This window comes from Streptosporangium sp. NPDC001559, assembly GCF_042893955.1.
Classification (GTDB): Bacteria; Actinomycetota; Actinomycetes; order Streptosporangiales; family Streptosporangiaceae; genus Streptosporangium.
On sequence record NZ_JBIAVG010000016.1, the window covers coordinates 194206 to 211148 of the forward strand.

At 68.4% G+C, this 16943-nt stretch carries 19 protein-coding genes; 3 read left to right on the forward strand and 16 right to left on the reverse strand.

Going from position 1 to position 16943, the window contains the following annotated elements; all coding sequences use genetic code 11:
- Window positions 1-341: 341 nt before the first annotated feature.
- Complete coding sequence (locus ACFYY8_RS31725) at window positions 342-605, forward strand: hypothetical protein (protein ID WP_390047303.1); 264 nt, start codon at window positions 342-344, stop codon at window positions 603-605.
- A gap of 97 nt (window positions 606-702) precedes the next feature.
- Window positions 703-1029: a hypothetical protein gene (locus ACFYY8_RS31730; protein WP_390047305.1), complete on the forward strand. Its 327-nt coding sequence runs from the start codon at window positions 703-705 to the stop codon at window positions 1027-1029.
- A gap of 55 nt (window positions 1030-1084) precedes the next feature.
- Here the strand turns inward: ACFYY8_RS31730 and ACFYY8_RS31735 are convergent, their stop codons facing one another.
- The 16 genes from ACFYY8_RS31735 to ACFYY8_RS31810 form a co-directional block, all read right to left on the reverse strand.
- Window positions 1085-1606 carry a ComF family protein gene (locus ACFYY8_RS31735; protein ID WP_390047307.1) on the reverse strand — a complete coding sequence of 174 codons (522 nt, stop codon included), beginning with the start codon at window positions 1604-1606 and terminating at the stop codon, window positions 1085-1087.
- A 233-nt stretch (window positions 1607-1839) separates the two neighbouring features.
- Window positions 1840-2799, reverse strand: coding sequence for a DNA-processing protein DprA (dprA, locus tag ACFYY8_RS31740; RefSeq protein WP_390047309.1), 960 nt, complete (start codon window positions 2797-2799; stop codon window positions 1840-1842).
- Between the two features lie 310 nt (window positions 2800-3109).
- Entirely contained in the window at window positions 3110-3574 is a 465-nt protein-coding gene (locus ACFYY8_RS31745) for a macro domain-containing protein (RefSeq protein ID WP_390047311.1), read from the reverse strand.
- 117 nt (window positions 3575-3691) lie between these two features.
- The gene (locus tag ACFYY8_RS31750) at window positions 3692-3817 is read right to left on the reverse strand and encodes a hypothetical protein (RefSeq protein WP_390047313.1); all 126 of its coding nucleotides are present in this window, start codon (window positions 3815-3817) and stop codon (window positions 3692-3694) included.
- Between the two features lie 37 nt (window positions 3818-3854).
- Window positions 3855-4289, reverse strand: coding sequence for a hypothetical protein (locus tag ACFYY8_RS31755; protein ID WP_390047315.1), 435 nt, complete (start codon window positions 4287-4289; stop codon window positions 3855-3857).
- Between the two features lie 533 nt (window positions 4290-4822).
- Entirely contained in the window at window positions 4823-5143 is a 321-nt protein-coding gene (locus ACFYY8_RS31760; RefSeq protein ID WP_390047317.1) for a hypothetical protein, read from the reverse strand.
- Between the two features lie 401 nt (window positions 5144-5544).
- Entirely contained in the window at window positions 5545-5829 is a 285-nt protein-coding gene (locus ACFYY8_RS31765; protein WP_390047319.1) for a hypothetical protein, read from the reverse strand.
- An 86-nt stretch (window positions 5830-5915) separates the two neighbouring features.
- A complete protein-coding gene (locus ACFYY8_RS31770) occupies window positions 5916-7709 on the reverse strand; it encodes an exonuclease domain-containing protein (RefSeq protein ID WP_390047321.1) in 1794 nt (597 codons plus the stop codon).
- 272 nt (window positions 7710-7981) lie between these two features.
- On the reverse strand, window positions 7982-10171 hold the full coding sequence (locus ACFYY8_RS31775; RefSeq protein ID WP_390047323.1) for a hypothetical protein: 2190 nt from the start codon (window positions 10169-10171) through the stop codon (window positions 7982-7984).
- Between the two features lie 37 nt (window positions 10172-10208).
- Entirely contained in the window at window positions 10209-11672 is a 1464-nt protein-coding gene (locus tag ACFYY8_RS31780) for a hypothetical protein (protein ID WP_390047325.1), read from the reverse strand.
- On the reverse strand, window positions 11669-12157 hold the full coding sequence (locus ACFYY8_RS31785) for a transcriptional regulator (protein WP_390047327.1): 489 nt from the start codon (window positions 12155-12157) through the stop codon (window positions 11669-11671). The genes ACFYY8_RS31780 and ACFYY8_RS31785 overlap by 4 nt, the downstream gene beginning before the upstream one ends.
- On the reverse strand, window positions 12154-13734 hold the full coding sequence (locus ACFYY8_RS31790; protein ID WP_390047329.1) for a hypothetical protein: 1581 nt from the start codon (window positions 13732-13734) through the stop codon (window positions 12154-12156). The genes ACFYY8_RS31785 and ACFYY8_RS31790 overlap by 4 nt, the downstream gene beginning before the upstream one ends.
- A gap of 83 nt (window positions 13735-13817) precedes the next feature.
- Window positions 13818-14072, reverse strand: a complete 255-nt coding sequence (locus ACFYY8_RS31795) for a hypothetical protein (RefSeq protein WP_390047331.1) — start codon at window positions 14070-14072, stop codon at window positions 13818-13820.
- Window positions 14073-14179: 107 nt separating this feature from the next.
- Entirely contained in the window at window positions 14180-14632 is a 453-nt protein-coding gene (locus ACFYY8_RS31800; protein WP_390047333.1) for a hypothetical protein, read from the reverse strand.
- Entirely contained in the window at window positions 14632-14814 is a 183-nt protein-coding gene (locus ACFYY8_RS31805) for a hypothetical protein (protein ID WP_390047335.1), read from the reverse strand. The genes ACFYY8_RS31800 and ACFYY8_RS31805 overlap by 1 nt, the downstream gene beginning before the upstream one ends.
- Before the next feature lie 106 nt (window positions 14815-14920).
- Entirely contained in the window at window positions 14921-15322 is a 402-nt protein-coding gene (locus tag ACFYY8_RS31810) for an ATPase (RefSeq protein WP_390047337.1), read from the reverse strand.
- A 336-nt stretch (window positions 15323-15658) separates the two neighbouring features.
- Here ACFYY8_RS31810 and ACFYY8_RS31815 point away from each other — a divergent pair, with 336 nt between their 5' ends.
- Entirely contained in the window at window positions 15659-16420 is a 762-nt protein-coding gene (locus ACFYY8_RS31815; RefSeq protein WP_390047339.1) for a GntR family transcriptional regulator, read from the forward strand.
- Window positions 16421-16943: the final 523 nt, after the last annotated feature.

The window sequence follows — 16943 nt, forward strand, 5'->3', positions numbered from 1 at the left end:
TTGACCACCAGGGGTCCGGCGGAAGCGGGGGTGGCTCCGGTCAGGGTGGCGGTGCCAAATGCCGCTGCAAGCAGAAGGGCGGCGGACAATCTGCGGATCACGGTGACTCCTCATGGTCGGGTGGAAGGGCCCCTTTAGATGAGCACCGATTGGAGAGGGTGGGGAGCTCCCGGTTTCCCATATTTCGGCTGCATGGCGTGCCGTCCGTGGGCGGTTTCGCCTGGCCTGAACAACAGGACGCCCCGCTCGCCCTCCTGTTTGGGGGCGGCGGGGCGCTTTCGTCGTGTGCAAGGCCGATGCGTAGGATCGCCGCCGTACCACGCGCACCATCTGGGGGACCCATGGCCGAGACCTACGACTTCCCGCCTGACCTGATCGCCGCGCAGCGCGCCTTCTGGGAGGCAGACCGGCGCGTGCACGAGCTGGCCGACACGCTGCCGCCGTCGCTGGAGATGACCGATGAGCAGCACGACGAGTTGAACCGGTTGCGAGCGGCCCGAATGGATGCGCTGAAGGCGCTCAACCATCACTCATGGTGGGGCGGCACAGGCGGGCGCCACGTCCGGGAGGTGGCACTGAAGAAGGCGGCCCGGGGCGAGGGCTAGGCAGCCCCTGCCCGCTCACCTATCCTCGGGGCACAACCATTGGGCGGTGACCTATTCGGATGGTCATCAAGCCGCCCCGTCCTTGTAGGGAGGGCGCATGGCCTTGAGCCGTGTTGCGCGCAAGCACGCCGCAGAGATCGCTAACCACGACTGGAGCGACGCTCCTTATCGCCTCGACCGGGCTGGCCACCAGCGCGAGGACGACACCAACCGTGGCGAGAAGTTCCTGTCACCTGAAGAGGCGCAACGGGTGAAGGTCAACGTCGCCTGGGTGGTCGCGCAGGTCCTCGCCGAAGAGGACCCGAACTTCAACGTCGTCGAATTCGCCCGCCTGTGCGGAATCCACGACCTGTCCGCAGGGTGGCTGGAGAACGGACTGCGGCGAGACAGTAACGGCCGCTATCTGCCCGCCCCTGAGGTCTAACCGATAAAAAGCCCCCGCAGCCTCACGGGCGGCGGGGGCTAGTTGATCTATCAAATCAAGTTCGCCACTGTTGCCGAGCAAGCGTCAGTCCATATACGCCTTGGGCGCCAGCGGATTTTAATCGCCTTGCAACTGCGTTTAGGGTATTTCCTCCGGTAAATACATCGTCATATACAAGGACGTTGATTCCTCGAACCTTTTCGGGGTTGGGGACGTGGAGAGAAGTAAAGAGCGTTTGTGCGAGAATTCGGCGTTCTGCGGCACTCCCCGTTTCCCTCATTCGCTTGGTTTTCGCGACCTTCTCGATGAGGGGAGGGGAGAGGATGAACGGAAGCCCGCTGTCGTCCTCCTCGATCGCCCTCTCGATAACGTATCCTGCATGATCTTTGCCTTTTCGCGGCTCGTTCGGTTGCCGATAGGCAGGCATGGGGATGATGGCATGCATTGGCTGAACGAGTTCCGGATGGGTGTAGAGGTGGCCGAGAACAATTCGGGCGAATATCATTCCCCAGCCGTAAATTCCTTTCTTCATCTGCTCGATGCCGTGCTCAAGTACGCCAGCTTTTACCCCGATCACTGCGGTCCATTCGAAAGATCGCGTAGGGTCGTTGCACAGCCAATTTGAGCAGGTAGCGCCAGTGCGAGGGAGCGCTTGGTGGCAGATTCGACAGTTTGGGTCGCCAGGAGCTCTCACTGTTTCCAAAGCGCACGCGTGGCAGACCTGAACGGGTCCTGATCTGAGATATGCGCAATTGCGGCATTTGCCGAACCCTGCTGGCGGTGGTCCTGAGCTTTTGGGGGGAAGTGGTGTCACCCCAAGCGTCCCGCGTCCAAGAGATCGAAGTCCAAGCTCAGTTGGGCACGGCTGGCGTCGACTGCTTGAATCCGGTCTGGGGTCGACAGCGCCTTCACCACGTCATCGACCTCGTCCACCATCAAGGCGCCGCGGGTGTCCACGTATTTTTGGGCCCATGGCTGCGCCTCGGTGAGACTTCGTAGCAGGAAGACCTTCTTGCCATGCTCCAACGCGAGCCGCGCCTGCATTTTCGCGCCCGAAGTGCTGGAGGCTTCGATAACCACAGTCCCTTGAGCTATGCCCGACATAGTGACGTTGCGGCGAGGGAAGGTGTAGGTGGCTCCTGATGCGTCGGGCCAGAACTGAGAGACGACCGCACCTTGCTCAGCGATCTGTCCGGCCAGGGCGCGGTTTTCTGCCGGGTAGCAGCGCAGGATGCCAGTCCCTACGACCGCGATGGTGCGCCCACCCGCTTCAAGGGCAGCGGTGTGTGCGGCGGTGTCAATACCTCGGGCGAGGCCGGAGACGACCGTGACTTTGTTTTCGCACAGCAGGCGAGACATGCGGGCTGCTCGCCTCAGGCCGTCGCTGCTGGCCTGCCGGGTGCCGACGACGGCGACGCTGCGTAGATCGTCGCTGTCGAGGGTGCCCTTGACGAAGAGGAAGGGCGGCAGGTTGAAGATCAGCCGCAAGGTCGCCGGGTAGTCCTGATCGAGAACGGTGATGAGGTGTGCGCCGGCGTCGAAGGCTCGCTGAGCGTCTTGGCGTGCATGTTCAGCGAGCTGGTCGAGCACATTGGTGTGTTCTTTGATCAGCTGTGCTGTGGCGGCTGCCTCGGGAGACAGTTCGGTGGTCTCGCCACGCCATAGCGGGTCGACGCCTAGTCGCTGAGCCTCGCGGGCGAGGAAGTACCAGCTGGCGCCTTTGATTCTGCATAGTGCGAGCAGTTGGGCCTGCTCATCGGTGATGCGCATCCTACTCTCCAGGAACTCATGTTCGAATGCGTGTTTCTGTTGTACCACGTGCTGCTGACAGAAGGTATGCCCCGTTCTCTGCCCTCCTGTCTTGAGGGCTGGCCGAAGGGCGGATCTGTGTTGGCCCATTCTTTGCCTCCGCGCACGTTCTTGGAGGCCTAACCAGGGAATTTCTGGGCCTCCAGGGAGCAGACGCGCGTCCTGGGGCCAGGGTTGCCTTACTGTCCACATTGCGCAGGAGAGGCAGCTGGGCACGCTTTGCCTGGTGTTGTCCGGCTCTGTGTGGCTGCTGGGGCGTCTCCGCGTTTGGCTATGGCAGGTCGTAGACGGTCACCGCAACGCCATGCCCGGTCAGCTGGGTGAGGATGAGCGGCTCGATGCGGTCCCATGATCCGCCTGCGAGGCCGGCGCCGATCCGGGGCATGTGGACGCTCGCGTGGAGGATCATGGCTTCGTCGCGTAGGCGGCTCAGGCAGCGTTCCAGGGCGTCGTAGCGGATGGGGGCGCTGTGTCCGCGTCGGCGGATGCCGTGCTGGCCGATCATGTTCGCCACCCACAGGTCGGGCTCCACGGGAACCAGCCGGATCGCGCCGAGTTCGAATCCGCCGCCGGACTGGTGCCAGGCTCGGTAGGTGGCTTCTGGTTCGGGCCAGCGGCGAGAGACCGCGGTGACGAAGCCTCGGCCCCATGCGCCGATGTCGTTGCACACGTGGGCGACGATTTTCGGCCCTGGGCCTTGAGGGTTGGTGGCGTCGCCGGTCGTGTAGGAGATCACGCGGCCAGGGTACGGCCCACAGCGAGGCCGAGGTGCTCGTGCAGGGCGCTGATCAGGCCAATTATCACTTCGCCATCTGGCGAAGTGATAACGGACGACGGGCTTCTTCGCGTTCGCTTACTGGCTGGCCTCTGCCTCGGCCGCGCGCAGTAGGGGCTCGACCTCCTCGCGGTGCGGCTCCAGCACGACGAGGGCGTCCTGCAGGACGTGGTCAGGCATCGGGTCGTCGTCGGGTGTGCTCATGCCGTCATGGTGGCGCGGGGCCGTTGCTGCTGCAGGGCTACGGCCGTCCAATGTTGGACAGTTCGCCGCCCAAGGACTGTTGAGCTCGTTCGGCGCTGACCCGATCCAGGCCGAACATGATGTACCACTGGTCGTTCTTCAACACCCACACCGGCGCTTGACTGCCCTGCTGGAAGAGGGCGACGGTCTGCGCGTAAGAGTCGAGACATACCTTCTCTGAGCTGAACGTGGAAACACCGGCGCGATCGTCGCTACTTATCGAGGTGACGGTCCGGCAGCTTGCGAACTGCTCGCCCTCAGGGAGGGTGCCTGTGGTGTCGACGATCGTTTCCGTGCAGGTGATGCCGTGCTGATTCAGGGCGTCGATGACCTGGGTGGGCGAGACGCTCGAAGGGGAAGCCGGGAAGAGGACGCGTTGCGCGATGGCTATGACAACGAGGAGCAGGGTGATGCCCGCCGCGATGTAGGCCACCCATTGAGTCTCACGTTTCGGGGTGTCCGGGGCGGCCTGCGGTGTCGTTGATGATCCGGGGGTGTCCACTGTTGTGGGACGTCGGAGATGCCGCGATGGTGCACAACGCGATGATCTTTTACAGGCGGACAGCAGGACGCCCCCGCCCGGGAGGACGGGGGCGTCGTTGTGCTCAGCATGGAGGGCGACGAGACGCTTTCGTCTAGCAGCTACGCACGACCCAGTTATGGCTCAGCACGAGGGAGTTGTAAGTGCGCCGATTGAACGCGCCAATCGGGTAGCAGGCGAGGGAACGATTGGCGTCGGTCAACACCACCCGGAATTTTTGAGTACTGGAGCATTTATTGCGCACGATGTAAGCCCAGGGGCCGCCGCCGGCGATCCAGATTGGCCCCTCGGCGCGAACTCCGCATGAGCCAGGGTCGGCGTGGGCGCTCGCGGGACCAGCTGTGATGAAGCCAGCAGCCATGAGCGTTCCGAGAGCAGAGATTACTGCGGCACGCTTGATGGAGGGCAGAGGCATTTGAGTCTTCCTAACAGTTCACGGTATAGGCGTAGCTGCTGCTTGTGTTGAGATGGATTGCCTGAGTTGCGTGTGGAGGAATCCCGATACAGGAGCTTTTGTGTCCGCGGCCGTCCGTCAATCGCACTTTGATCTTGCTGCCGCAGCGGTTGTAGACGGGGAACACAAGCTTGAAGTCGTGCGACGGAGAGGGCTCGCCCACCCTGGCGCAGGTTCCTGGATCGGCGACAGCAGACAGGGGAATGGAGGCCGCGTAGGCGCTTGCCGGGAGCGCGCCGCCGGCGATGACACCGGCGCCGATGACGATGGCGGCCACTCTCATGAAACTCATTTCGTCTCCTTCTTCGTGTGGTGGACAGGAAGATAGGCAGGCCGATGTTGAGTTCATGTTGAGTTTGTGTTGACCCCGCTCGGGTCAGTCCGTGGGCAGGAACGCCAGCGCTTCGTGGGGAGCACGCCGCAGGCGTGCTGTCCGGCCAGCGTCCCGGCCCGTTTCCGCCGTACTCCGGTAGCACCCCTACGGAGGCCAGGGCGCCGTTGCTTGCGTCCGTCGGCGCCGCGGGGACAGACTGGTGGTCCTCATCAGCCCTACGAGGGTTCGCAACGCGACGACGATCCCGACATGATCGAGGCTCATCGCGGTCCTCATCAGCCCTGCGAGGGTCCAGACATGACGGCGCCCCCGCCTCTACGGAGGACGGGGGCGCAGCTTGTTCGGACGATCTCAGACGATCACTCAATCTGTCGGCGGGAGGGCGGCAGGGCGCGGCGGGGGGCCGTGCGGCGTCGGGCCGGGGTCCGGTCGATCACCTCGGCAGTGGCCCTGATCGGCCTCTGCTGCTCGGCGGTAGGAAGCAGTTCGAAGACGATCCGGCTGCCGGTGCCACCGCGGGTGCCGAGCTCCTGTGGGTGGCCGACGACGAGGTCCGGGCACTGCTGTAGCCAGGGCAGCAGGATGTTCATGACCTCGCTGACCGCTGCTGCGTGCGTGGTGTGCATGATGCGGACCTGAACCAACGCGTTCTCCTCAAGACGGGGATGATCCCAGTGTGGATGATGCGGGAGAAAAATGCCCTCTACCTGCGGAAACTGTCATCTTTCTGTCAGGTCTTGCGGGATCGGGTGCGGTAGGACTCGACCGGAGCGGCGAGCCGCTGCAGAACCTTCCTGGCCGCTTCGGCGTCCCCGCGAGCACGATGCCCTCCGCCGAGCGGAAGCCACCGACCGATCCGCAGCCAGGTTGACTGCGCCTCCATCAGGCAGCCCCAGCGGCTGGCGTCAGGCAGGACGGCGGGGTCGAGTCCGGCGTGAGCGTGCGTCCGGGCGATCACCCGGGCGTCGAACTCCGCGTTATAGGCCAAGAGGCGGCGACCTTCGACGGCGGCGAGGAAGTCTGGCAACACCTGCTCCCAGCGGGGGGCGCCGGCGAGCATGTCGTCGCTGATGCCATGCACAGCCCGAGCGCCGCTCTCGACGGGGACCTCGCCAGGGTGGACGAGGGTGTCGAGCAGGACGGCGCCGGTGGCGGCGTCGATCAGCGCGATCTCGACGACAACGCCGGACAAGCTGGTGGTTTCGGTGTCCAAGATGACGGCCGCTCCGGGTTCCAGGTCGGCGCGGGCCTGGCGGATGACGTCTCCTACTGCGCTGGACAGGGCGATGTGGTCGGCGTGCCGGGAGGCGCCGCGGTGGGCGGCCAGTGCGGCGGCGACCTCGGCCTTGGTCGGGTGGCCATCGGCCCGCTGCTCCCAGTCGATCGTCCAACGGTCGCGGGCGTTCCGGAAGTGCGGCCACACCTCCACCGACCAGTCGATGCCGAGCTGGGCGCAGAAGGCTCGGACCAGCTCGGCTCGTTGGCGTGGCAGCCGGGTGTGTTCGCGCAGCGGCGAGGGCGCTCCGGGTCGTACGGCGCGGACGGCCTCCCAGTCGACGCTCGGCGTGTCGAGGGCGTCCTCCAGGTCGCCGATGGCGTACAGCGGGACGTCGACCGTCTTGCGGACACCGACCTCCCGGGTGACGTACCGGACCGGTTCCACCCAGCCGGCGGCCACCACGTAGTCGAAGTCGCGGCGGCGCACCTCCAAGTGCGCTGCTGCCTGGTCGGGGCCGAGTAGCCTGGCGCGCCGCACCTGCTCGACCAGGTCCTCGTTGTCAGACAGGCGTGCGATGTCGAGGCGGTCCCATCGGCCGAAGCGGCCGGGCTGGAGGCCATGCTCGGCGGCGACGCGCTCCAGGTCGCCGACGCTCCAGTCCAGCCACCCGGCGGCGTCAGCCGTGGGGATCGAGCTCTCCAGCCACGCCAGCCGGTCGGCGACGGTGGCGGCGACCAGGTCGCGTCCGTCCTCCGTCGTCCCGAGGCGCCGGACTGCGGCCACGTCGTACAGCGGCCACTTCTTGTACCAGTCGACCTCGGCGACATGGCCTTGCCTGATGAGCTCACGCATGTCGTCGTCGGTGGCCTCTAGGCCGGTCAGGTCGGCCAGGAGCGCAGTACACCTGGCGATCCCGAGCGGCTGGGGCGGGATCTGCTCGCGTAAATCGGTACGGCTGGCCAGGTCGTCGGCCAGGCCGCGGCTCCAGAACTCGTCGCGGTCGGGTTCAGGGATGACGCCGCCGTCGCGACCGCGGCGCCAGTCTCCGTACTCCAGTCCTAGGCGCGCCATCAGCTCCGACTCCGTCAGGAGCGTGCCGTCGTCGAGTGCGGCAGCCAGCTCCTGGCGCCTCGCGACGATGGTCTCGACGGTGGCGGCGGTCCACCGTGGCGTCTTCAGGTCGTACGGAGGCAGGACCCCAAGAGCCAGGGCTTTGGTGATCTGGGGAAGCGTCCAGCCGAGGGCCATCGCGAGCTGGCGGTGGTCGTGGGCGGTGGTCCGGCGCGGCGTAGCAGGATCAGTCATCGGGGTTCCTTCTCATCGGGGTTCCTTCTCATGGGAGTGAGGTGGGATGGGCGGAGCGTACGGCGGCCCGGTGACAGGCCGCCGGGGGTGCAGGGTGGTCCTGAGGGCTCCCAGGGCCGATTGAGGGGGTGTTTTCAAGCACCCCGGACACCCGGACACCCGAGTGTTTTTGCAGGTGGGCGGCCGTCCGGGGCGGACGTCCGGGGGGTGTCCGGGTGTCCGGGGGTGTCCGGGGTCCGACGTCGGACCCGGACGTCCGGGGGTGTCCGGGGTCAGGCGGCGGGCCAAGCCTCGACCTCGGGCGGTACCTGGAGGTCGCCGGAGCGGATCGCTGCGGCGGCGGCCTCCAGGTCTTCGCGGCCGTATCCGCGGCGCTCTTCGCCGCCGCGCATGAACGCCCGCTGCAGGGTCCGCACGCCGATACCGCGCAGCAGTTCGGCCAGCTCGACCTGGTCGATGTCGAGTCGGTCGGCGAGGGTGGCGGAGTGGATGCGGTCGTCGCCGTCGAACGCGGCGATAGCCCGGGTCAGCAGCGCGGGCACCGGCACCTGCTCGGCGGGGACTTCGTGGACCTGCTCGGCGCGCAGCCGCGGCCGAGGCCCGGGCCCGGTCTGGTGACCGCCGCCGAGGCGGGGGGACTGCTGGGAGCGGGCGCGGGCGGCGATGGTCTCCGGGTCGTCCCAGCCTGCGGTCGCGCCGCCCGGGTTCAGCAACGTCAGGTGTCCCGGCCGGCGCCGAGCGACCGTCCCGCTCGCAGACGCCTTGCCGGTGTTCGGTTCGGCGCCGTCGGCCGGAACTCCGGCGGGGTACCACGGGCCGTCGTCGAAGCCGGGCAGGTCGATCGGCTCCGGTGCGGGTAGCGTCGCCTGCACGGAAGGGGTGCTGTACAGGTAGCGCATCCGCTCCAGCCGGGTGGCGTAGGCGGGTCCGGCGGCGCGGACGGCGTCGGCGTCCAGGTCGGGGCGGTGGGCGGCGATCTGCACGGCGGCGGCGTCGATGTCGGAGGGCACCATGAAGTACGCCTTGAAGACCCGCACCGCTTCCGCTCCGGCCTGTAGGAAGCCGCTGCCCTGCTCGGGGGCGTCCTGGGGGCTGACGCCGCGCCGGTAGCCGAACAGGTAGTCGATCTCGGACTGGTCGAACACCCGCATGGTGGCCCTGGTCGAGCACTGTTTGAGGATGTCGGTCGACAGGGCCGTGCTCGTCGATCTCAGGACGCTCAGGACGGCGTTGACGGCCTCGTTACCGCCGATGTCCACGGTCGTTTCCAGGGCGCGGCGGATGGCCCGCACCAGAGGTTCGGTGATCTTCGTGCCAAGGACTTCCTTGCCCTCGTCAAGGATCAGCAAGATCGCCGGGACCTGCCGGGAGACCGGCAGCAGCTGCACGTCCTGGGCGGCCTTGAGGTCGGCGTGGGCACTCTTGCGGTCCTTGGCGATGTCGACCAGTGCCTGGGCCATCAGCAGAGCCTCCTCGGGGCACCCGGCCGCCCAGTCGATCGCCGGTCGCGGGGTGCGGCCGTCCAGCCAGCACCGCAGCCACGCCCGGCTGATGCCGCCCCCGTTGAGGTCCATGTGCCACACCAGGCAGTCATCCAAAGCGCCGGCGTCGGCCGTGATGTTGTGCAGGGTGCCGGACTTGCCGGAGCGTTTCTGCCCGGCCAGCGCCATCGTCGACTCCCGCAACGCCACGGTGGCGGTGCTGCCGTCTCGGTGGCCGCCCAGGCGGATCGCGTCCGGGTCGTTGATGCTGCCGCCCAACCGGATACCGGGGTGGGGGATGGTTTCGGCCAGCCGGTTGAGGGTGGAGACGTGCATGCGCAGGCTGCCGCGGAACGGGCCCGCACCGAACTCGACGCCGCAACCGTTGGGAAGGCGCGCGTCTTCGGCCAGGCCGACCGCGGCCCCCCGGAGTTTGCTGGTGCTGGAGCCGCCCAGCGGCTGCATGACCAGCGCGGAGAATCCGCCGCCGCCGTCCCATTCGCGGAGGTCTTCGACCTGGACACGCACGTCGGCGACGCGGTGGATGCGTTCGGCCCACGCGGTGGCCAAGGTGGCGTGCCGGTGCATCACGACCGCGGCACCTGCGGAAGGGGAGGCCGGGGCGGTGGTGGTGGTGCGGGCCCAGGGGGCGAACAGTCCGGCACCCAGGGCGCCCAGGCCAAGCGCGGCGAAGGCGTTGAGGTCCCACGGCGTGTCAGCCCAGGTCCAGGCCAGCCACCCGCCTGCCCCGAGCCAGCAGCCCAGCCGGTAGGCCAGGGCGCGCGGGTGGTGCTGGCTGCCGGACAGGACCGTGCCGACCACGCCAAGGACGGCGCCGCCGGCCGCCCAGCCGGGGTGCAGCTGCAGCATGTCGCCTCCAGCGGCCACCGCGGCGAGCGCGAGCGCCCCCAGCCCGGTGCTGCTGGCCGTGCCGCGCGGCGTCAGGGACCAGTCCGGCGGTGCCGTCTTCGTCGTGCTCACCACGTTCCTGCCTTTCTCGGTGCGATGGCCTAGCGGTCTAGCGGACGTTCCACTTCTGTTCGCCGTTGCGGGGCTGGAGGTGGCGGGCGATGTCGGCCTCGTGGGCTTCCTGGAAGGTGGTGGAGACGTCGTCGCAAACGGTGGCGAGCGCGCAGAACCCCTCATACAGGGTGTGAAGGTGCTCGGTGACAGCGGCGTCGATGGGGTAGTCGGCGTTCAGCCGTTCCGTCATGATGCGGATCGCGGCACCGACCTGGAGTGGCAGCTCACGCAGCATTTCCAGGTCCGTTTTGACGTCCATCATGTCGTCGGTCTCGTACTCCGAGGCGATGGTGGGAAGTTCCGTGGCGTGGGTGACCAGGCTGTTGGCCATGGTGGAAGCTCCTTGGAGTCGGGTGCCGGACCAGCGGGTCCGGCCGGGCTTACTCGGGGCGGTCTCAGGGGCAGGGTCGGCCGGCGCCTCGTCAGGTTGCGGGGCGTCCTGCGGCGGAACCTCCGCCTCCACCTCGGGGGTGGCGGCAGGTTCGGCTTCGGGTATTTCAAGGGCGGTGCGGATGCGGTCCCGCAGCCACGCCCACGCCTGAGCGCCGACCCCGTCGAGGATGTCCTTGTCCCACGTGCGCAGCCGGGCGGCGATCGACCGTAAGCGGCGGCTGGCGTGGTGGCCGGTACGGCGGTCAACCCACCGGGTGACGGCGCGGATCCGGCCGAGGCCCCACCGGGCAACGGCGCGGCGCGCCCGCCGGGTCGCCTCCGTGACGGCCTGGTCGCGCGCCTTGGCGGCGGCGCGACGCTCCGCCCGGCGGGGTGCGGTGTGGGTGTGCAGAGCCTGAGCAGCACGGAAAGCAGCGGCAGGCAGACGGTGCGGACGTTCGGCCGCCCGGGGGCTACGGGGCGGGCGACCCCCGGTGGGGTTGGCGGCGGGCCGGAACGCCCCTCGGCTAGGGCCGCTGGCGTCGCGGCCCCCGAAGACGTGCCGCCCCGTGGCCCGGCTGCCGAGACCGGGCCCTGCACCCTTGCCGCCGCCGGACGGCATCTTCGAGCGGGTCGAGGTACGGCCTCCTCCCGACCCGCCAGGTCCGCCGCCGAACGTCATCCGCCGCCCAACAGGGCCGGGGCCAGAAGGCGTGTTGAACCAGGTCCGGGCATTGCGTGGAGCCCGGCCTGGCCGGTCGCGGCGTGGGAAACGGCGCCGTAGCCGCCAGTACCCGTAACCGCCCGCCCCGGCCACCGCGACTGCACCCCCGGCGGCCAGCCCGGCGACACCGACCGCGTTGTAGAGACCGAGGCCACCGAGCGTGAGAACAGAACCCACACCCACGGCCAAGTGCCCGGCCGGAGTACCCGGCACCGCCTGCTCAGGGGCGGGCTTGGGGTCGGCGGGCTCACGGCGGGGCGGCTGAGGCGCGACCTCTTCGGCAGGGGCGGCCTCAGGCTCAGGCCGTTCGACAGGCCGCCACCGATCCGCCTCGGGCTCCGACACGGAGACTTCCGAGCTCATCCAGCACCTCCGGCGGCGATGGCCAAGGCCGTGAGGAAGATCCACAGGTGGTGCCATGCCTGGTCAAGGGCATAAGCGCCCGTTCCGCACGGGGCCGCGGTTCCGATGCCGAGCCGGTAGAAGTCGCCCTTGCCGAGCCGGTCGGCCAGCCGCTCCAAGGTGACGGCCCCCCTGCGGTCGGCGTGGTAGGCGGACCGGTCGGCCCAGTAGTGGCTGGCCGCATCCACCGTGAGCGCGGCCGCCGTGGCGAGCAGGGGGAGGCGCAGGCCGGTCATCAGGACGACCAGCCCCAGCGCGATGACCTTGGTGGCGGTGAGGGTCGCCACGTGCCGCAGGCAGGCCAGGCGCCCGCCCCAGCCCGGGGCGCCCTTGGTGATCGCCTGAAAGTGGGTCTGTATCCAGTGATCGCCGAAGCTATGGGCGGCCCAGAGCGTGCAGAAAGCTGCGGCGAAGGTCGCGACTGCGGTGAGGATGGCGGCGTTCATCGCGTCTCACCGGCCGTCGAACCACCCCGAGATCCGTTGACGGCGGCGACCTTCTTGGAGGTCGCCTTACGGCGCTCCCACACAGAGAGTTCCTTCACCCATTCGGCGCGGAGGTTGGAGGCGAGGCTGTGATGGGCGCCGGCGGCCTTGGCGATCTCGACTGGGCCGGGGTAGCGGTTCTCCTCCTGGCGGACCTTGTCCCAGTACTGGCGCATGATCACGGTCTTCGGTAGGAGGGGGCGCTCCGCCTTCGGCGGGAATGTGAGCTTCTTCGTGACCCGGCCCGCGACCGCGAGGGAGGTCGCGATGGGAGTCGCAGCCGGGGTCACGGAGAAGCCGTCGAGCAGCGCTCTCGTGATGTCGTACGCCGCAGCATCCGTGATGTTGAACGTGACCTCGTCCGTGACCGGCTCCGCGACCGCGACAGAGGTCGCGGCCGGGGTCGCGGATGGGGTCACGGCAGGTGCGGCTGAGGCCCACCCTTCGGGTACGAAAGTCAGCGACTCCGTGACCGGCCCCGTGACCCGGGATGTGACCTCGGCGCGAGTCGCGGGAGAGGTCACATCCCGGGCCAACATGACGATGTTGGCTTCGGCGGCTCGCACCTCGTCCCGCATCGCGCGAAGCTCGTCTCGTACCCCGAGGGCGTCGCTGAGGTTCCGGGTCTCGTCGGCCAGGCGACTGAAGTCGTCCTCGGCCGGCTCCTCCGGCTCGGGCATCCACGCGGAGGCGGGCTTGACGTTCAGGAGAGCGGGGGCGGAGCCCAGCGAGGCGACCTCGGCGGCCAGAGCCCGCTGCAGTTCCTCGTTCCGGCCGAGCCCGGTGTGGGCGTGGGCCGCGGCGTAGAGGGCCTGCATCCGGGCCAAAGCCCTGCGCTGCTTACCGGCGGAGGCGGTGCTGTCGCGGAGCCTGCGGGCTTCATCGGCGGCGAGCGCGACCTTGGTGAGGCGCCTCTGGGCGTCAACCTCAGCGGCGGTCCGGTCCTGCGTCTCGGCCAGGCCGACACGGACCAGCATGCGTTCGGGGGTGAGCCGCCAGTTGATGCGCTTACGGCCGGTGGCGCGGCGCCGTTCGATCGACATGCCCCGCTCCCACAACCACGCCGCAACCAGCGGGGCGGCCAGGCGGAAGACGGCTTCCGGGAGGCTGGCGGCCTCCATGGCGGACAGCACCGCCGACAGGCCGGTGAGAGCCCACACCGCGATGCCGTCGATGCCCGCGGAGTAGTTCTCCCGCATGTTGCGGCGGGCCCGCACCGCGCTGGTGATCACCGCGACCTCGATGAACGCGAACCCAGCCGCCTGCAGCATCCAGTGGATGTCAATGATGCGGTCGATGAACTGCCACATACCTTGCGCGGACACGCCGGTGGCGATGGCGGCGGCCACGATGGTGAGGGCGTCCTCGGCCGGCCGAGCCGCGACGTAGCGGTGGAAGAACCGGTTCGCGGCCCGGTAGAGGGTCCTGGCCGTGAGGTAGGCCACGCCGAGGAGCGCTAGGCCGATCACGCAGATGATGGCCGTCACGATCGGTTTGTCGGACGCGAAGGCGGTGACTTCGTCGATAAGGTTCGGCATGTCCTCTCCTGCTGGTTGCGCTGGTGGGGTTGGGGATTTGAGGTCCCGGGCCGCGGCGGAATCGCGGCCCGGGGCCGGCTGTTCTACGGCCGCGTATCGCACTGGTTGGCGTGGCGCTGCGCTTCCGCTTGCGTTGGGCCGGTCGCGCTCCATTTCGTGGAGCCGGATCCGCGGATCTGGGTCTTTTCGCCGCCCTCGTGGGTGTGGCATCCACGGCAGATCCACTTGGAGGCGGTGACCTCCTGCGCGAATTTTCCTGTTGTGCCGATCGGGACGGTCAGGGCCGAGGGGGGCGTCCAGGTGACGGTGGAGCCGCCCTTGGTGCGGTAGGTGGACACGGCCTATCTCCTTCGGTGAGGGCGCGAGGCGCCTGGGAGCGTCTGCTTCGGGCACCCGCCCGACCCAGAGGGCCGGGCGAGCACCCGCACAGTGCGCTACAGCCGGATCAGAACGGGGCCTCGACAGCGAACTTGGCCAGGTCCTCCCACGGGCCGAGGTAGACGGTGCGGCGCAGCGCCTTGCCGTGCTTCCAACGGGGCACCTCAGCGAGCGCAGCTTCGGCCGAGGGCACCGCGTTGTCCGGGTCGTCGGGGTCGGGGCAGAGGGTGGAGATCGCGGCGTAACGGTGCTCGGTCGGCATGGCCTCGACGGCGGCCAGCCGCGCGCGCAGGCGCCGTACCTCGTCGAGCAGCTGCGGTACGGCCAGCCCGATCAGCTGGTCGCAGGCCTCCGCCGCCTCGTGGTGCGGCTCTCGGCGCGGGCCGCTCGCGGTCTGGAGCAGCTCCTCGATGTGCTCCAGGGCGAGCGGCTCGTCGGCCGGCGGCTCCGGCTCGCGGTCGAGGCCCTGTGCCCGGTTGTCCTTGTCTTCCTGGTGGTAGTCGTGGCCGTAGGTGTCCATCAGCCCTCCTCGGGGCGGTAGCGGTAGTGGTGGGTGGCGCCGGGGTTGGTGTGGATCGGGTTGGTGGCGCAGTCTGTGGCCCACCCCTGGTGGGTCCAGCAGGTGACCCGGTCGTCGGGGTGCATCCCGGCGTCCTCTGCGGCGTTGTCAGCTTCGATGACGGCGGTGAGCTTCTCGTCCACGGCTACTCCTCCTCGTCGGAGTCGTCGCCCATGGGCTTGGGCTGCTGAACCATCGCTGAGTTCCAGGCGTTCTCGGCGGCCAGCGCGGCGGCGAACTCCTCGGGCGTCATCGCTCCTCCCTCTGGGTCACTGGGAGGTCCACGTCCCGGTGGGTGACGGTGGCGTCGAGGCGGACGTGGCGCAGCAAGTCGGCCGTCACCTCGGTGAGCACGACGGACCGGTGCCGACCTCCAGCGCAGCCGATGGCGATTCGGATGGGCCGACGCCTGCCGGGGACGTCGAGGGCGACCCGCAGGCCGAGTACGGCGCTGGCCAGGCCGCGGGCGACCTCCAGGGCTCCGCGGGTGGCGAGGACGCGCTCCTGGACCTCCTTGTCGAAGCCGGTCATCTGCCGCGTTGCCGGGTCGACGTGCGGGTCCCGGAGGGAGGTCCGTACGTCGAGGGTCAGGTCCGCCTCGGGCGGGGCGCCGTGGAGGTAGCCGAAGGAGGTGATCTCGACGCGGGTCACTGGGTGCCGCCTTTCGCTTCGTGGCGGGCGGTGCAGACCCAGGTGTCGTGCTCGTAGCAGTAAGAGCCCCGGGCCTCGATGGTGAGGCCGGAGGGCAAGGGCGCGGGGGGAGAGGCCGTAGCCTTGTTGGGCATCTGAGCTCCGATCTCGATGCGATGCCCCAGCGGAGCACCACCTCCGCTGGGGCTTTTACTTACGGGGACCTATCGGTTAGGTTCTAGGGGAAACCTAACCGATAGGTTGATGAGAGGCAAGCCCGTGAAGCGCGTACTACTCCTGAGTAGGGAAAACGGACACCCCGGTATAGGCTCGGAACCTAACCGCGAGGGGAGAGGTATGACCATCCAAGATCCGCGCCCGCGCTACGCACAGGTCGCTGACGTGCTGCGAGCTGAGATCCGCAGTGGCGTCTGGTCCCCAGGGGAGCGGCTTCCCAGCCAGCCTGAGCTCGCTCGGCGCTTTGACCTCAGCCAGACGTCCATCGCCCGCGCCATGGAGGTTCTCAGGGCCGAAGGGATGATCCGCAGCGAATTCGGCGGAGGGTCTTTTGTGCTCGATGCTCCTGCGACCAAGCGTGTCAGGGCGATCCCGAAGTCCTTTGAAGCTGGGACGCCGAGCGGGTTCGCGGCACAGATGCGGGCCGCAGGCCTGGAGCCCCGAACAACGCTTTCCGTTGCCGGCCCTGTGGAGGCCCCAGCAGGCATTGCCGCACGTCTAGGGCTCGATGGGGCCGATCAGGTGATGGTTCGCACTCGGCGAATGTTCGCCGACGACCGCCCTGTTCAACTCGCCACCTCCTATATCCCCTGGCGGATTGCCGAAGGTCTGCAGCCGGCGGAGGTGGAAACCAACCCTGCCGGGCTCTACACGTTGCTGCGGGACCGCGGGCATGGGCCGGTTCTGTTCGCTGAGGAGATCGAAGGGCGGCGCCCCACGCCCGAAGAAGCGGCGTTCTTGTCGATCCCGGAGGCGCAGTTCGTGTTCGAGGTCACCCGGATAGCGACCGGGGCGGACGGACGCCCCGTGGAGGTGTGCGTGAACGTCTTGAACCTGTCGCAGTGGCGACTCCGGTACGAGTGGGAGGGCGACAACGCCTAACGCTCACCAGCCAGACAACAACATGCGGGCTCGCCGGGTGGTGGAACACCCGACGAGCCCTTGATCAACCACCTGCACAACCAGGAGGAAGACCCAGTGGGCACGATATCGTGCGCGCCCGCGTACGCCTGCATGTATCCAGGCGGCGACGCTTGATGGCGAACACCCCCTCGTACAGCGAGGACAGAAGGCCGCCAACCCCGGCACAGCTCTACGTCGACGCTGTCTGGGAGTCGAAGCACCTGGCCCCGAACGAGCGCCTCGTCTGCCTGGCCTACGCCAACCACGCCCACGAGGCCGGCCGCCCAGTAGACCGGTCATGGGTCACCACAGCGCGGCTCATGGAGCGCACCGGCATGTCCAAGGGGGCGGTCGTCCAGGCACGGAGCGGAGCCATCAAGAAGGGTTGGCTCGTTGATGTCGGGCCGCGGCCGGGCCACAAGCAGATCCGGGTCTACCGGCTCCACGCGCCGCACGAGGTGGCAGTCGCATCTTCCTCAACCCCGGCCCGGGGACGGGACGG

What these genes read in the sequence shown, in the direction of transcription:
- ACFYY8_RS31725 (WP_390047303.1), top strand. Translation starts at nt 342, where the DNA reads ATGGCCGAGACCTACGACTTCCCGCCTGACCTGATCGCCGCGCAGCGC.
- ACFYY8_RS31730 (WP_390047305.1), top strand. Translation starts at nt 703, where the DNA reads ATGGCCTTGAGCCGTGTTGCGCGCAAGCACGCCGCAGAGATCGCTAAC.
- dprA (WP_390047309.1), bottom strand. Translation starts at nt 2,799, where the DNA reads ATGCGCATCACCGATGAGCAGGCCCAACTGCTCGCACTATGCAGAATC.
- ACFYY8_RS31750 (WP_390047313.1), bottom strand. Translation starts at nt 3,817, where the DNA reads ATGAGCACACCCGACGACGACCCGATGCCTGACCACGTCCTGCAGGAC.
- ACFYY8_RS31760 (WP_390047317.1), bottom strand. Translation starts at nt 5,143, where the DNA reads ATGAGTTTCATGAGAGTGGCCGCCATCGTCATCGGCGCCGGTGTCATC.
- ACFYY8_RS31770 (WP_390047321.1), bottom strand. Translation starts at nt 7,709, where the DNA reads ATGACTGATCCTGCTACGCCGCGCCGGACCACCGCCCACGACCACCGC.
- ACFYY8_RS31780 (WP_390047325.1), bottom strand. Translation starts at nt 11,672, where the DNA reads ATGAGCTCGGAAGTCTCCGTGTCGGAGCCCGAGGCGGATCGGTGGCGG.
- ACFYY8_RS31785 (WP_390047327.1), bottom strand. Translation starts at nt 12,157, where the DNA reads ATGAACGCCGCCATCCTCACCGCAGTCGCGACCTTCGCCGCAGCTTTC.
- ACFYY8_RS31790 (WP_390047329.1), bottom strand. Translation starts at nt 13,734, where the DNA reads ATGCCGAACCTTATCGACGAAGTCACCGCCTTCGCGTCCGACAAACCG.
- ACFYY8_RS31800 (WP_390047333.1), bottom strand. Translation starts at nt 14,632, where the DNA reads ATGGACACCTACGGCCACGACTACCACCAGGAAGACAAGGACAACCGG.
- ACFYY8_RS31815 (WP_390047339.1), top strand. Translation starts at nt 15,659, where the DNA reads ATGACCATCCAAGATCCGCGCCCGCGCTACGCACAGGTCGCTGACGTG.